The sequence below is a fragment of the uncultured Winogradskyella sp. genome (assembly GCF_947498345.1).
Lineage (GTDB): Bacteria > Bacteroidota > Bacteroidia > Flavobacteriales > Flavobacteriaceae > Winogradskyella.
This window is the reverse complement of the sequence record NZ_CANMJY010000005.1, coordinates 157,371-171,007: the sequence shown is the minus strand read 5'-3', so window position 1 is coordinate 171,007 and position 13,637 is coordinate 157,371. Positions and strand designations below refer to the sequence as shown.

The 13,637-nt window shown below is 32.6% G+C and carries 17 protein-coding genes; all 17 read left to right on the top strand.

All coding sequences use genetic code 11. The features are described 5' to 3' along the window. Nucleotides 1-108: 108 nt before the first annotated feature. Nucleotides 109-1,374 carry a serine hydrolase domain-containing protein gene (locus Q0912_RS08505; RefSeq protein ID WP_299114049.1) on the top strand — a complete coding sequence of 422 codons (1,266 nt, stop codon included), beginning with the start codon at nucleotides 109-111 and terminating at the stop codon, nucleotides 1,372-1,374. Between the two features lie 16 nt (nucleotides 1,375-1,390). Continuing rightward, nucleotides 1,391-2,266, top strand: coding sequence for an SDR family oxidoreductase (locus tag Q0912_RS08500; RefSeq protein ID WP_299114047.1), 876 nt, complete (start codon nucleotides 1,391-1,393; stop codon nucleotides 2,264-2,266). A gap of 3 nt (nucleotides 2,267-2,269) precedes the next feature. After that, complete coding sequence (locus Q0912_RS08495; protein ID WP_299114045.1) at nucleotides 2,270-2,626, top strand: DUF983 domain-containing protein; 357 nt, start codon at nucleotides 2,270-2,272, stop codon at nucleotides 2,624-2,626. A 24-nt stretch (nucleotides 2,627-2,650) separates the two neighbouring features. Next, nucleotides 2,651-3,229, top strand: a complete 579-nt coding sequence (locus tag Q0912_RS08490; protein ID WP_299114043.1) for an NAD(P)H-dependent oxidoreductase — start codon at nucleotides 2,651-2,653, stop codon at nucleotides 3,227-3,229. 26 nt (nucleotides 3,230-3,255) lie between these two features. Further along, nucleotides 3,256-4,212: an NAD(P)H-dependent oxidoreductase gene (locus Q0912_RS08485; RefSeq protein ID WP_299114041.1), complete on the top strand. Its 957-nt coding sequence runs from the start codon at nucleotides 3,256-3,258 to the stop codon at nucleotides 4,210-4,212. 2 nt (nucleotides 4,213-4,214) lie between these two features. Beyond that, nucleotides 4,215-4,925, top strand: a complete 711-nt coding sequence (locus Q0912_RS08480; RefSeq protein WP_299114039.1) for a GNAT family N-acetyltransferase — start codon at nucleotides 4,215-4,217, stop codon at nucleotides 4,923-4,925. 218 nt (nucleotides 4,926-5,143) lie between these two features. Further along, nucleotides 5,144-5,350, top strand: coding sequence for a hypothetical protein (locus Q0912_RS08475; RefSeq protein ID WP_299114037.1), 207 nt, complete (start codon nucleotides 5,144-5,146; stop codon nucleotides 5,348-5,350). Nucleotides 5,351-5,663: 313 nt separating this feature from the next. Beyond that, nucleotides 5,664-6,524 carry a hypothetical protein gene (locus tag Q0912_RS08470; RefSeq protein ID WP_299114035.1) on the top strand — a complete coding sequence of 287 codons (861 nt, stop codon included), beginning with the start codon at nucleotides 5,664-5,666 and terminating at the stop codon, nucleotides 6,522-6,524. 174 nt (nucleotides 6,525-6,698) lie between these two features. Further along, nucleotides 6,699-7,268: a DUF4255 domain-containing protein gene (locus tag Q0912_RS08465; protein ID WP_299114033.1), complete on the top strand. Its 570-nt coding sequence runs from the start codon at nucleotides 6,699-6,701 to the stop codon at nucleotides 7,266-7,268. Then, nucleotides 7,265-8,104, top strand: a complete 840-nt coding sequence (locus tag Q0912_RS08460; protein ID WP_299114031.1) for a hypothetical protein — start codon at nucleotides 7,265-7,267, stop codon at nucleotides 8,102-8,104. The genes Q0912_RS08465 and Q0912_RS08460 overlap by 4 nt, the downstream gene beginning before the upstream one ends. A 21-nt stretch (nucleotides 8,105-8,125) precedes the next feature. Beyond that, on the top strand, nucleotides 8,126-9,709 hold the full coding sequence (locus tag Q0912_RS08455) for a phage tail sheath C-terminal domain-containing protein (RefSeq protein ID WP_299114029.1): 1,584 nt from the start codon (nucleotides 8,126-8,128) through the stop codon (nucleotides 9,707-9,709). Nucleotides 9,710-9,759: 50 nt separating this feature from the next. Further along, nucleotides 9,760-10,227: a phage tail protein gene (locus tag Q0912_RS08450; RefSeq protein WP_299114027.1), complete on the top strand. Its 468-nt coding sequence runs from the start codon at nucleotides 9,760-9,762 to the stop codon at nucleotides 10,225-10,227. After that, a complete protein-coding gene (locus Q0912_RS08445; protein ID WP_299114025.1) occupies nucleotides 10,217-10,663 on the top strand; it encodes a phage tail protein in 447 nt (148 codons plus the stop codon). Before Q0912_RS08450 ends, Q0912_RS08445 begins: the two co-directional genes overlap by 11 nt. Nucleotides 10,664-10,682: 19 nt before the next feature. Further along, nucleotides 10,683-10,853 carry a DUF5908 family protein gene (locus tag Q0912_RS17490; protein ID WP_366125125.1) on the top strand — a complete coding sequence of 57 codons (171 nt, stop codon included), beginning with the start codon at nucleotides 10,683-10,685 and terminating at the stop codon, nucleotides 10,851-10,853. 5 nt (nucleotides 10,854-10,858) lie between these two features. Beyond that, nucleotides 10,859-11,539, top strand: a complete 681-nt coding sequence (locus tag Q0912_RS08440; protein WP_299114023.1) for a hypothetical protein — start codon at nucleotides 10,859-10,861, stop codon at nucleotides 11,537-11,539. Further along, nucleotides 11,536-13,332, top strand: a complete 1,797-nt coding sequence (gene vgrG, locus Q0912_RS08435) for a type VI secretion system tip protein VgrG (RefSeq protein ID WP_299114021.1) — start codon at nucleotides 11,536-11,538, stop codon at nucleotides 13,330-13,332. The genes Q0912_RS08440 and vgrG overlap by 4 nt, the downstream gene beginning before the upstream one ends. 5 nt (nucleotides 13,333-13,337) lie before the next feature. Continuing rightward, on the top strand, nucleotides 13,338-13,637 hold the full coding sequence (locus tag Q0912_RS08430) for a PAAR domain-containing protein (protein WP_299114019.1): 300 nt from the start codon (nucleotides 13,338-13,340) through the stop codon (nucleotides 13,635-13,637).

Sequence of the window (13,637 nt, the reverse complement as noted above, 5' to 3'; positions counted from 1 at the left end):
TTCTTACGTTCTGAATTTCATTTCAGAACGACTGACTTTGTATTTCGCGACACCTTTGTATCATTAAAATTTATGAACCAGCTCATTAGAGCAAAAAAACGAACAGTTATGTTACACAAAGCAAAAAACACAATCAAAACAGCTTTATTCATTCTATTAACAACATTTACAATGGCTTGCTCAAATGATGATGATGTAGTTTCAGAAATCCCTTCACCAACAGAAATTCTTACGCAAGCAGACTTGACAGCATATTTGCAAGACGTATTAGATATAAAGGAGGTAGCTGGTTTTGCAATTAATATTGTACAAAACGACAATGTTACTTTTAATAAAGCCTTTGGATTTCAAAGTATTGAACAAAGCCAGTTCTTTAGCAATCAAACAGTAATAAATGTCGCTTCAATGAGTAAAACCTTTGTTGCAGCGGCTACGGCAAAGACCATTGAACAAGGTTACTTTACTTTAGATACACCTATCAATGAATTGCTTCCTGTAGATATTATTAATCTTAGAAAACCTGAAGCAGTAATAACTGTAAGACACTTAGTAACACATACATCAGGAATAGTTGATGATCCAAATACGTATCTAACGACGAATTATTTTGTTCTACCAGGACAAGATATGTCCACTACTGGAGCAGACATTTTGGTTAATCAATTGGGTATTTCTGTTAGTAACCCAGTCTCATTAGAAGATTATTTAACTGAGTACTTTGTAGAAGATGGAGCACTGTATGGAGAAAACAATTTTATCGATGCTGAGCCAGGAAGTACGTGGTCATACTCAAATGTTGCGACATCATTAATGGGCTATGTAATTGAATCTGCCACCGATATAAACTTTGCATTCTATGTAGACACTTACATTTTACAGCCCTTGCAAATGAATACGTCAACTTTTGATATGACGCAATTAGACTGGCAAAAATGGGCAATTCCTTATTTGGATAAGAACACACCATTACCTTTTTATGGAAATCACGGTTATCCTGAGGGTGGCATTCATACCACAAATGATGATTTGCTCAATTATCTTTTAGATATGATCAAAGGTATTAAAGGGCAATCCAATACACTTTTTGCAACTACTTTCTATGAATTGATGTTTACTCCACAATTGGATTTGGGTATTGTACCCAATGGTTTTGCAGAAAACCACGGATTGTATTGGTATAAAACAGACGATAGTTGGTCGCATGGTGGCAACAGTTTAGGAGTATCAAGTTATATGGAAATAGAAGAAAATGGTAGCTACGGATTCTCAATTATTGCAAATATGGATGCCACCTTTTCTGATAACTCACCAAAATGGGAAGACGTGTTGGCACTTGTTAAAGAAGGTATTCAACAATACATTCAAAATAATTAATCAAGACATCTTGAAAATGTTACCAAAACAAAAAAACGGAATAGTTCTTCTGGCAGGAGCAACGGGCTACTTAGGTCGCTATATCGTAGAAGAAATGGAAAAGAGAAAGCTCTTCGGAAGGTTGATTGTGCGTAGCCCAGAGAGACTTCAATATATTGAGTCATCGAGATTGCAAATAGTAAAAGTGCAAGTAACAGATCAACAGTCATTAAAGGGTATCTGCAAAAATGTTGACACAGTAATCTCAACCGTAGGTATTACACGCCAAAAAGATGGATTAACCTACATGGATGTAGACTATCAAGCAAATCTAAATTTATTGCGTGAAGCTCAAAAAGGAGGCGTTAGAAAATTTATTTATGTATCTGTTATTAATGGTGATAAACATCGAGACTTGAAAATTACAGAGGCTAAGGAAGCTTTCGTCGATGAATTGAGAAAGTCCGGTTTAGAATACACTGTTGTGCGTCCAAACGGATTCTTTTCAGATATGAAAGATTTCTTAGACATGTCTCAAAAAGGAAAAGTCTTCTTATTTGGAAATGGTGAACAATTGATGAACCCAATTCATGGTGCAGATCTGGCTGAATTATGCATCAATCTAATTGACGATCCAGTAAAGGAAATTTCGATAGGTGGACCAGATGTACTTACTCATAATGAAATTGCCGAAATGGCATTTGAGGCACATCATAGAAAAGTACAAATCCTCCATTTACCAAATTGGCTACGTACACTGACTATTTGGGTATTGAAAAAGTTTACCTCTGTAAATACATATGGACCTATTGAATTCTTTTTAACACTTATGAAAGAAGATTCAGTAGCACAACGATATGGTAATCGTAGACTTCGGGATTTTTATATCGCTGAAGTTACAAATGCAAAATAAACTATGAAAACGATAAAAAGAATATTGACAAACAAATGTCCAAATTGTCATGAAGGGCATATTTATACGGATAAGAATATTTATTTCAATTTTTTTAGAAATAAGATGCATAAAACTTGTAATAAGTGCGGCTATAAGTTCGAAAAAGAGCCAGGATTTTTTTTCGGTGCTATGTATATAAGTTATACCATTGGTGTTGCCCAAGCTTTATTTACAGCAGGAATTGGTTCATACTTCTACGATACACCCTTAAACCTAAAAGTATTTCTATGGATAATGTTGGTATTAGCACTTATGTCATCATTTAATATGCGGATTTCAAGAATTATATGGATTTATCTGTTTAAGAATAATCAGTAAAGTCAACTATTAAAACAATTAAAAATGAAAAAAATACTCATAATAAATGGGCATCCCGATAAGGAAAGCTTTAACTGGGCATTGGCTAAAGGATATGAAAAAGGCGCAATTATGGTTGAAGCTAATGTGGAAAAAATCAATCTCATTGATTTGGATTTTGATCCTATCCTAAAATATGGTTATCGTATACCTCACATATTAGAGCCTGATTTAGAAGATGCTGTTGAAAAACTAAAAGATGCGGATCATATTGTTTGGTTTTTTCCAATGTGGTGGTATGGTACTCCAGCGCTATTAAAAGGTTTTATCGATAGAACTTTTTTGCCAGGGATCACTTTTAAGTATCAAAAAGGTAAAGTGTTTCCAAAGAAGCTGTTGAAAGGTAAAACATCAAGAATGGTGATTACATCGGATACAGTAAGTTGGTATCATAGCTTATTTATGAAGAAGCCAATCATTAATCAAATGAAAAAAGGAGTGCTTGAGTTTTGTGGCATAAAACCTGTAAAAATCACATATTTAGCTCCAGTAAAGGATTCATCTATAGAACAACGTCAAAAATGGCTTCACAATGTCAGCAAACTTGGTGAAGCTTTAAAATAATATCAAACAAATAAAACATAATAATCATGAAGAATATATTAGCTTTTTTTGGAAGTAACAATCCAGATTCAATAAATGAAAAATTAGTTCAATCTGTAATTCAGAAGTACTCTGATTATGACATTCGATTTATAGATTTAAAGAATTTTGATATTCCTATTTATTCACAACGAATTCATTCCGAATGCATACCGCAATCCATACAAGACTTATATGAGATGTTTAGAGAGAGTGAAGGGTTTATAATTGCCTCACCAGAACATAATGGGTTACCTACAGCATTTTTAAAAAATATTATAGATTGGTTATCGGTAATAACTCAAAAATTCTTTGACAATAAACCAGTTTTATTATTGAGTACTTCACCTGGTTTCACTGGTGCCAGAACACATTTGGGCTTGTTGGCGAATTTAGTTCCACTCTGGGGAGGAAAATTAAAAGCAACTTATTCTTTAGGTAGTTTCGAAAGCAATTTTGATGTCAATACTAAAAGAATTAAAAACGATTTAGAGATAGAAAAGCTTGATAAAGCATTTAATACTTTTATTAACAAAGACACGAAAGCCGTTAAAAATAATAGAGAAGTTGTAAAATCTTATTTCAAAGCATTTACTAATGGCAATTTAGACGAAGTACTTAATATTTTTCATCCAAACACCTATATCGTTAGTGTTAAAGAAGAAGAGCGTCCTATCGAGCAATTACACGGTATATATCGCACACGTCAAGAAGCAAAGCAATTCTTGAAAAATATAGTAGCGCTTTTTGAAACTAAAGAATTTACAGTAGATACTGTAGTTGAGGCTGAAGGTAATTTGGTTATTGCTAAAGGCAAGTTTTCACACCTTGTAAAAAGTTCAGGAAAGTTATTTAATAGTGATTGGGTTCAGCTCTGCATAGTGGAAGATGAGATGATTAAGGAATATCGTTTTTATGAGGATTCTGCAGCGTTGATTGAAGCTTCATCTATTGAATTTGCATGATTATGAAATCAAGATCAATAGAACATCAATTTGAGTTTTGGACAAATTTAGGTAAGGTAGGTGGCTATATTCATCAATATAATGGATATACCACACTCTTACCGTGCCAAGGTACTTGGCCTTCAAAAACATTTAATATTCAGAACAACAGTATTATAAAACTGAAAACAGAAATTTTGAAAAATAATATACCCAATACTGTTGCTTTAGACGCAGATGATGTTATCAATCAAATACTAATTGAAAATCACTTCAATATGACATCTGTAGTAGAAGGCATGTCAGTTAATGTATCTTCTAAAATGGTATTTGAAGATAGTCCTAACATAATCAAGATAGAAGATGAAACTGGAATTGATATATTTTCAAGTATTGCATCAAACGCTTTTGGTTATAATATTCATCCAACAGTTTTAGTTCATTTATTACAAGACACAAATACTCAATTATTTATAGGGCAGTACAAATCACAATTTGTAAGTTGCGGTATACTATACTTAGATAAAAAGGGTGATTCTGGATTACATATGATTGGAGCTAAAAAGCAAACGAGAGGTTTAGGCCTTGGTAAGGAAATGACGCAACATTTGTTAGCAAATGCACTCAAAAATCATAGTAATGAAATCCATTTAGTAGCTTCTAAATTTGGTGCACCAATTTACCGAAAATATGGTTTTACAAACAGAGGCTATTTAAATTCTTATTCCTTATAAAATAATGAACGGTAAGATATTTTTTATGTATTTAATTTGATCATTTTTGATGTACCAAATTTGTCCCTTTTACTGAGAAAGTCTATGAATACTGATAAGTTACTTTCTGTATTGAAAAGTAACTAGCGCAAACCACATCAAACTATATCAATAGAAATACTTGAATAGGCAGCTTCTAAATATTTACTATCATTAATTATGTTAGATAAAACTATAATATGTTGTATATAATTGGTGGAACATCTAGGTCTGGAAAAACCATATTGGCTGAGAGATTATCTGTTGAAATGAAAACCCCTTACTTATCCCTAGATTGGATTATGATCGGATTTAGAAATGGCATTCCGGAATATGGCATACATGATAAGTTGTTTCCTGATGAAATAGCCGAAAGATTATGGAGTTTTTTAAAGGCTATTCTCTAAATGCTCATAAACAGGTTAAAGGTATTTTATGTATCCAAATTATTTTAGACATTATTTTTAGAATACCTGAATGTACTGAGTGTAATAGTAAACATTTTGCTAATAGTGTTGAAAATATAAGAAGTACTTTAGTTATTACTCATATCCTATTTTGATTATCCAAGTTATTTCATTAATTTTATTTACTTCATACGGTTATATACGTGTTCTCCCTTAAAAGAAATAATGAAGCATTTTTAGTTTAATTAAAGCTTGTTGACCCATAACTTTAATTCGATTGACCTTTTTTGCTATTAAGGGATCTCATCAATTTATGCGTAATAAGACTATTTTAGTAGGCTGTGATGAAACAGATGTTTTATTAACATTAGTAGATAGTCTAAGTACTATTTCAAATTATAGTTGTGTCACATCAGTCAGGACTTCAGATTTAATACGAATTATAAAATCGATTGAACCAGCTATTATTATTATAAGCTTCAGAAATAACCAATTAGCTATCAATAATGTTTCTTCATTTATAAATAATCTTAGCATACCAATTCTATGTTTAACAAGACGGAACGAGCGTAATTTCTTGAAATGGAATCCTAAGAATATTGTACTAACACATCCTATTGAGAATGCTATAAAGCCAAATTATTTGGTTTCTAGAGTGAATTCTATTCTATTATTACTAAAACAGAATTCTTATAATACAGAACAATCTTTTGCAGAACAATCTATAGGCAAACATTTTGGGCGTCAAAACAAAAGTTTAAGTCGGTATGTAATGGAGTTAGACCAAAAAACTGGAGCTCTTAATAGGATAAAGAAGCGAATAAAAGAATTATATTCAGATGTAAATGAGCCTATTAGGCATAAGTTAATCTCTATTGTTAATTCTATTCAGGTAAATACAAAGGACGAAAAACATTGGGAAGATTTCAAAATGTATTTTGAAAGAATAAGCCCAAACTTTTTGAAACATTTAAATCAAAAACACCCAGAGCTCACTCCAAAGGATATTAAGTATTGCTGTTATCTAAAAATGAACATGTCCAACAATGACATTGGACATGTCCTAGGGATTAATCTAGAAAGTGTTAGAACTCATAAGTACCGATTAAAAAGGAAATTACAGATTGCTAAGTCTCAAAATCTTCAAACATATATAAAGTCAATTGTTTCTTAACACTTTAGGACTTAGCTTTTAATATAAATATTGTTCTGTATACTATTTGTCTACGGTTTTATATCTTTTTTTAAACCTGTATATGATTTGTATACTGTATAAATTCTAAGTGATTCAAATTCTAGATAGCTTTACAGAAGATAAATTGTAACTATATTATTTGATAGTCCTAAAATGATTGATAAAGCATTAAAATTTTCAAAAGACATCTTAGATCAGTTTCTTAAAAATGAAATGGGCTTAGAAGAAAGTAAGGTCTTAATTAATAATATTATTGATGGAGATGGTACAATACCCCAGATAAACCAAAATAAGGTTGTTATCTCATTGATTAATCTAGAAAAAGAAACCTTAAGACCATTTTATACAAGAAACAATAAGTTGCCAGATGGAAATTATTCATTGTCAGCTCCAGTCGAAAGATATAATTTAGATGTATTAATCACTTCTAATTTTGATGATTATAATGAAACTCTAAAATTTTTGAATGCATCTATCCTGTTTTTTCAAACAAATCCATGCATAAGTGCTTCTTCTAATTCAAATATTCCTGATGGGTTAGGAAAGTTAGAATTTGAACTTGAAAATGTAAGTTATCATCAAATGCACAGCCTATGGAGTGCTATGGGTGCTAAATACCAGCCATCGGTTATTTACAAAACAAGATTAGTAACATTAGATGCCAATGAAATTGATGCATTTGATCCGTCTATTTCTCAAAACTCAAATTCTGCAAGTGCATGACCTTAAGTAATTTTAAAATAATATTCGGCATTCAGTTTTTACACTCTTATTTCAATAAAAGTATTTGCGATTGCTTAGCCTATAGTCCAAGTGAAGAGACAAAGAAATTAATGGAGCGTTATAGAATGGGGATTGACAAGAATATTAATGGATTTAAGTTATTTGTTAACACCCAATTTTCACTAATAGATATTCTGACTTATATAAAAGATAAAGCAAATACAACTTATCTAGACTTTGACATAAGAACTAATAATTCTAAGTTTTATTTTTTCACAGATTTTCCAATTGATTGGACAGGTTACGTATTATATAATAGCCAAATAATATCTAACCAAGATCAAGATGGAACTATAAAATTACAAGGTGAGCTATCAGAAAATACTGATACTTCAATTCTAGCCAAATTAAGGATTTATATTGATGATATCATTACGCTCAAAAAATCTAGAGATATTATTGAGTATGATATTATTTTTCAATCTAGAGCAACACAATGGCAATATTATATAATCAATAAAAGTAAGATTGTCTTTAATGATCCAAGCATCTTTGGAAAATCAGATATACAATTTGAAGTAGCAAAAAATGTCACCATTCAAAATGGGCAAGATGCTTTATTGTTTTCATCTGGTAAAAACCTTCTCCCTTTAAGCCAAAAACCTAAATATAAATTTGATTTGGTAAACTCTAAGAGCATGCCAAATAATAGCAAAAAAAAATCAACTTATAAACCAATTTTTTCAGGATTACCAAATCCAGATCCAGCAAGAATTGGAACTGAAAGAGTGAATGATAAAAATTTGGTGATATCACCAATGTATGTCTATGTATAATAAAATAATAATGTAAATCTTATGAATTTATCAACTATCAAATCTCCAGGTGTTTATATCAACGAGATAAATGCTTTCCCCAATTCGGTTGTCGCTGTAGAAACAGCCATTCCAGCATTTATTGGATATACACCACAAGCTTCGTACGAAGGGAAATCGTATACTAATGTCGCAACGAAAATTAGCTCATTTGCAGAATTTAAAGCCATTTATTGCTTTCCGGATCCAGATCCACCAAGCCCTCCAGCAAAGCAATATAAACCAGAGTATTATCTCATTGAGCAAAAAGAACAGCCAGAAAAAGGCAATTATGTAATGGTAAACAATAAATACTATTCTCTAGTTCCAGACCCTAGTACAATTTACTATTTATATAATAGCGTTAAACTATTCTATGATAATGGAGGAGGTACTGCTTATATTGTTTCTGTAGGAAGCTATGGAACCCCGGGAAAGAAAGCAATGGATGACCCAGGAGAACAGATTATTAACCCAAATGTCTCCTTAGGAGATCTGCAAGGAGGGTTAGAATTATTAAAGAATGAGATAGAGCCAACTATGTATATCTGTCCAGAAGCTACACTGCTTTCAGTTGACAATAATGGAACATTGATGAAGGCAATGTTACAACAAGCCTCTGAAATGCAAACAGCTATTAGCATCTTTGATGTTATAGGAGGAAATGATCCAGATCCTTTATTTTATGAGAAGGATATAGAAACTTTCAGAAGCAATACAGGAACAGAAGGTTTAGATTTTGGTACTGCTTACTACCCATTTATAGGGACAACAATAATGCAGTCAACAGATATGGATTATACCAATTTATTTGGCGGAGACATAAAATCTTTAGAGCCTATTCTAAACCCTCCAACGAATCCAGATGAAACTGTTGCAACGATTATAGCAGATATAGAAAACAACACAAGCGGACTCACCACTACACAGTATAATAATGCATTAATTACTGCAAGTACAACCTATTCATCGATTATGAATAATGTCCTTATGGGAGCCAACATTTTGCCTCCAAGTGGAGCTATGGCTGGCGTAATTACTAGAACAGATAATAATGAAGGACCTTGGTTTGCACCTGCCAACACATCAATTACTGGAGCAGTTTCTTTACCAATAAAATTATCAGAAACTCAGCAAGGCTATCTTAACGTTGATGCTGTCTCTGGAAAATCAGTTAATGCCATTAGGTTTTTTAATGGAGGACTGGGGATTCTAGTTTGGGGAGCAAGAACATTAGATGGAAACAGTCTGGACTGGAAATATATTTCCGTGAGAAGAACCGTAACCATGATAGAGCAATCTTGTAAGCTTGCTGCCCAATCCTATGTTTTTGCACCAAATGTTAAAAATACATGGGAATCAGTAAAATCTATGATTAGCAGTTTTTTAACCACTATTTGGAAGCAAGGAGGACTAATGGGTGCAACAGAATCTGATGCGTTTTTAGTAGAATGTGGCCTAGGAACAACAATGACCCAGCAAGATATTTTGGAGGGTTATATGAGGGTAACTGTTCAAGTAGCACTAGTGAGACCTGCTGAGTTTATTGTATTAACGTTCCAGCAGCTTATGCCTCAATCAAGCTAATTCAAGTAAAGTAAAACAAATTATTAATTAATATTTAAAAAAATAATATTATGGCTGTAGAAGACGGAAGTACAGAAGGGGCTGTCTGGCCCATGCCAAAGTTTAGGTTCGAAGTAGATCTAGGAACAGATATGACTGGAGTGGCATTTCAAGAAGTTTCAGGAATGGACGTAGAAAATCAGATTATAGAATATCGCAAAAGCAATAGCCCAGAATTTTCTACCGAAAAAATGCCAGGAATTGTAAAGTACGGAAACATAACTATGAAAAGAGGCGTGTTTGTAAATGACAATATTTTTTGGGATTGGCATGCACAAATTACTATGAATACTATAGAAAGACGTACTGTACTAATTAAGCTTTTAGATGAAGGAGGAGATGTTACGATGCAATGGAAATTAGATAATGCTTGGCCAACAAAAATCTCTAGTACAGATTTGAAATCAGACGGAAACGAGGTTGCAATAGATACTATAGAAATTGCACACGAAAAGTTAACTATAACAAATGGCGGCTAGTAATTATCCTGTTAGTTTCTATTTTCAACTTTCTTTTAAAGGTGAAGATGCTGCATTTCAAGAGGTATCAGGGATTACTAAAGAGCAAAGTATTGAAGAGGTCGTGTGTGGTGGGGAGAATCGATTTAAATACCGCCTCCCTACACTTTCCTCAAGTCAAAATTTAGTATTGAAAAGAGCTTTAGTACTCAAAAATTCAAAATTAGCGAGTTGGTGTAAACATACTCTAGAAGATGGATTAGCATTTAAAATTAACACGCAAGATGTAACAGTTAGCTTAATGAAATCTGAAGAGGAACCACTTGCATCATGGACATTTCATAAAGCTTACCCGATTAAATATTCTGTTTCAGATTTTAGATCTGATGAAAACAAGTTGGTGATAGAAACTATGGAATTAGCCTATACATATTTCGAGATTCCTAAAACAAAATGATTCAAAACCTATTAAAAAAATGCCAATAGAAATTAGAGAATTAATAATTAAGACGGAAGTTAACACAAATGACAAGTATAATCAAAATGGTATAAGTAAGGACGATATAACCAATTTAAAAAGACAACTCCTAGAGGAGTGTAAACGGATAATCACAAAAAGTAAAAGGCGAAATAATTATAAAAGATAAAGATTATGGATGCGAGCTTAGAACTAATGAAAATAACAGGATATACTGATGAAGAGTTTCAATCAGCTCTTCCAGGTAAGCCATATACTGTTATGATTAATCCTGAGTCAATAAAATGGCAACGTAATATTGAGTATAATGAACAGCAAGCACTAGATACTTGTTCAACTTCGCAAAAGTATAAAAGTACACCAAGTGACAAACTTAGTTTTGATATTGTTATTGATTGCACAGGAATAGTAGATTCTAAGAGAACTAATATGGCTAAAGAAATAGCTGCTCTCGAAAAAATAATATTTACATATAACGGAAAAATTCACCGCCCAAATTATGTTAAGATTCAATGGGGTAAGAATATTACTTTTAAAAGTGTACTTAAAAGTTTTGATACATCATACACTTTATTTAAACCAGATGGAAGTCCTTTAAGGGCAAAGATTTCATTAAGTTTTGGTCAATATATATCTCCTAAATCAGCAAAGAAAAAAGCTAAACAACAATCTCCAGATTTATCTCATATAGTAACAGTCATAGAAGGTGATAATTTACCTCAGTTATGTAGAAAAGTATGGGGCAATGAATCTTTTTATGTACAAGTAGCTAAGTTTAATAACCTAAATAAGTTTAGACATCTATCATCTGGTGAAAAGTTGATTTTTCCACCAATAATACAACCAGCTTCATGAGTGCTTCATCGAACATAAATTGTGGAGGCTTAGTTAGTTTTCAGGTAAAAGTTGCTGGAAAAGTTATTCCTGATGAAAAAAGGGTGTATTCTATTCATATAGAGAAATTTGTTAATAAAATTCCACTAGCAAAGGTTACCATTTTAGATGGAAATGCTGCTGATGGGACATTCTTAGGAAGTTCTTCAAAAACATTTGTACCTGGTCAAGAAATAACAATTGAGGCTGGTTACGATACTGAGAATAAAACAATATTTAAAGGGATTATTACAGGGCAAAACATTAAAGTAAATGATACTGTTGGATCAGCTTTAGAGGTAGAGTGTAGAGATGATGCTATAAAAATGATTGTAGGCCGAAAATGTAAAACTTATACCAAAAAGAAGGATAGTGATATAATGTCTTCTATTATTAAATCATATTCTGGCTTAAAAGCCAATGTTAGTGCTACTTCAGGTACTTGGCCAGAACAAATACAATACTATGTTACAGACTGGGATTTCATTCTTACAAGATCCGAAGCAAACGGTCTTATTGTAACAACCCTAGATGGAAAAATATCTATTAAAAAACCAGATGCGGATAAATCACCTGTATTGAAGGTATTATATGGAAACAATCTGCTAGAGTTTAATGCTGATCTTAATTCAATAACTCAATTAACAGCAGTAAAAGCAAATGCTTGGGATTATAAAACACAAAAACTTATTTCTAGTGAAACCAAGAACAATTACTCTGGGCCTGGAAACTTAGCCTCTAAAAAATTGGCAGATGTTGTTAAACTACCAGACTATGAACTTCAAACTACGGCTCCTTTAGAAAAGAATGATTTGACTAATTGGACAAAAGCTCAATTAGTTAAAAGTGATTATTCAAAAATTCAGGGAGAGGTTAAATTTCAAGGAAAACAAATAAATCCTGGTAGTTATTTAACGTTAGAAGGGCTAGGAGATCGTTTCAATGGAGATCATTTAATTTCTGGTATTGTTCATGATATTTCCGAAGGTAATTGGATTACCGAAGCAACTATTGGTTTATCACCAGTATGGTTTACAGAAGAGCCTGATGTTATGGCTCCGCCTACCTCAGGCCTTATTCCTGGAGCAAGTGGATTATTTAATGGAACTGTAAAAAAGATGAATGAAGATCCAGATAATCAATTTAGGGTTTTAGTCGATATCCCTGTGTTTGATGAAAAAGGACAAGGTATTTGGGCAAGATTATCCAATTTCTATTCCACTAATGGTGCAGGAGCTTTTTTTCTACCTGAGATAGGAGATGAGGTCGTCGTAGGTTTTTTAAATGAAGACCCTAGATTTCCAATAATTCTAGGAAGTATTTATAGCTCATCAAAGAACAAACCTTATAAGACATTAAAACCAGAAAAAGATAATCCATTAAAAGCTATAGTTTCTAAATCTGGAATGTTTATAGAATTTAATGATAAGGACAAAATACTTACTCTAGAAACACCAAAGAAAAACACAATCATATTTAGCGATAAAGATGGAAAGATCACCTTAAAAGATAATAATAGTAATAGTATAGAAATGTCTAGTAATGGTATAAAGATGAAAAGTTCAAAGAACATAGATGTAGACGCTGGACAAAAGTTAACATTAAAAGGGAAAATGGGAGTGAAGGTAGAATCGGCCTCAGGAGATGTTTCTATTGATGGGGTAAATATTAAAGAAAATGCAAAGATGCAGTATACCGCTAAAGGAGGAATGACTGCAAAAATAAATAGTGGAGCTCAACTAGCATTAAAGAGTGCAATGATAATGATAAACTAAAAAATATGCCACCAGCAGCCAGATTAACAGATTTACATACATGCCCAATGCAAACACCAGCTTTAGTGCCTATACCTCATGTTGGAGGACCAGTAATTGGGCCAGGTATGCCAAATGTTTTAATAGGAATGTTACCAGCAGCAAGAGTTGGTGATATGCTTATATGTGTAGGACCACCAGATGCTATTGTTAAAGGTTCGGCCACAGTTATGATCGGAGGAATGCCAGCGGCTAGAATGGGAGATACTACTGCACATGGAGGACAGATAGTTTTAGGAGCAATGAACGTAATTATAGGAGGTTGA

Coding starts and splice junctions, on each gene's coding strand:
- Q0912_RS08505 (WP_299114049.1), top strand. CDS start 109: ATGTTACACAAAGCAAAAAACACAATCAAAACAGCTTTATTCATTCTA.
- Q0912_RS08500 (WP_299114047.1), top strand. CDS start 1,391: ATGTTACCAAAACAAAAAAACGGAATAGTTCTTCTGGCAGGAGCAACG.
- Q0912_RS08495 (WP_299114045.1), top strand. CDS start 2,270: ATGAAAACGATAAAAAGAATATTGACAAACAAATGTCCAAATTGTCAT.
- Q0912_RS08490 (WP_299114043.1), top strand. CDS start 2,651: ATGAAAAAAATACTCATAATAAATGGGCATCCCGATAAGGAAAGCTTT.
- Q0912_RS08485 (WP_299114041.1), top strand. CDS start 3,256: ATGAAGAATATATTAGCTTTTTTTGGAAGTAACAATCCAGATTCAATA.
- Q0912_RS08480 (WP_299114039.1), top strand. CDS start 4,215: ATGAAATCAAGATCAATAGAACATCAATTTGAGTTTTGGACAAATTTA.
- Q0912_RS08475 (WP_299114037.1), top strand. CDS start 5,144: ATGTTGTATATAATTGGTGGAACATCTAGGTCTGGAAAAACCATATTG.
- Q0912_RS08470 (WP_299114035.1), top strand. CDS start 5,664: ATGCGTAATAAGACTATTTTAGTAGGCTGTGATGAAACAGATGTTTTA.
- Q0912_RS08465 (WP_299114033.1), top strand. CDS start 6,699: ATGATTGATAAAGCATTAAAATTTTCAAAAGACATCTTAGATCAGTTT.
- Q0912_RS08460 (WP_299114031.1), top strand. CDS start 7,265: ATGACCTTAAGTAATTTTAAAATAATATTCGGCATTCAGTTTTTACAC.
- Q0912_RS08455 (WP_299114029.1), top strand. CDS start 8,126: ATGAATTTATCAACTATCAAATCTCCAGGTGTTTATATCAACGAGATA.
- Q0912_RS08450 (WP_299114027.1), top strand. CDS start 9,760: ATGGCTGTAGAAGACGGAAGTACAGAAGGGGCTGTCTGGCCCATGCCA.
- Q0912_RS08445 (WP_299114025.1), top strand. CDS start 10,217: ATGGCGGCTAGTAATTATCCTGTTAGTTTCTATTTTCAACTTTCTTTT.
- Q0912_RS17490 (WP_366125125.1), top strand. CDS start 10,683: ATGCCAATAGAAATTAGAGAATTAATAATTAAGACGGAAGTTAACACA.
- Q0912_RS08440 (WP_299114023.1), top strand. CDS start 10,859: ATGGATGCGAGCTTAGAACTAATGAAAATAACAGGATATACTGATGAA.
- vgrG (WP_299114021.1), top strand. CDS start 11,536: ATGAGTGCTTCATCGAACATAAATTGTGGAGGCTTAGTTAGTTTTCAG.
- Q0912_RS08430 (WP_299114019.1), top strand. CDS start 13,338: ATGCCACCAGCAGCCAGATTAACAGATTTACATACATGCCCAATGCAA.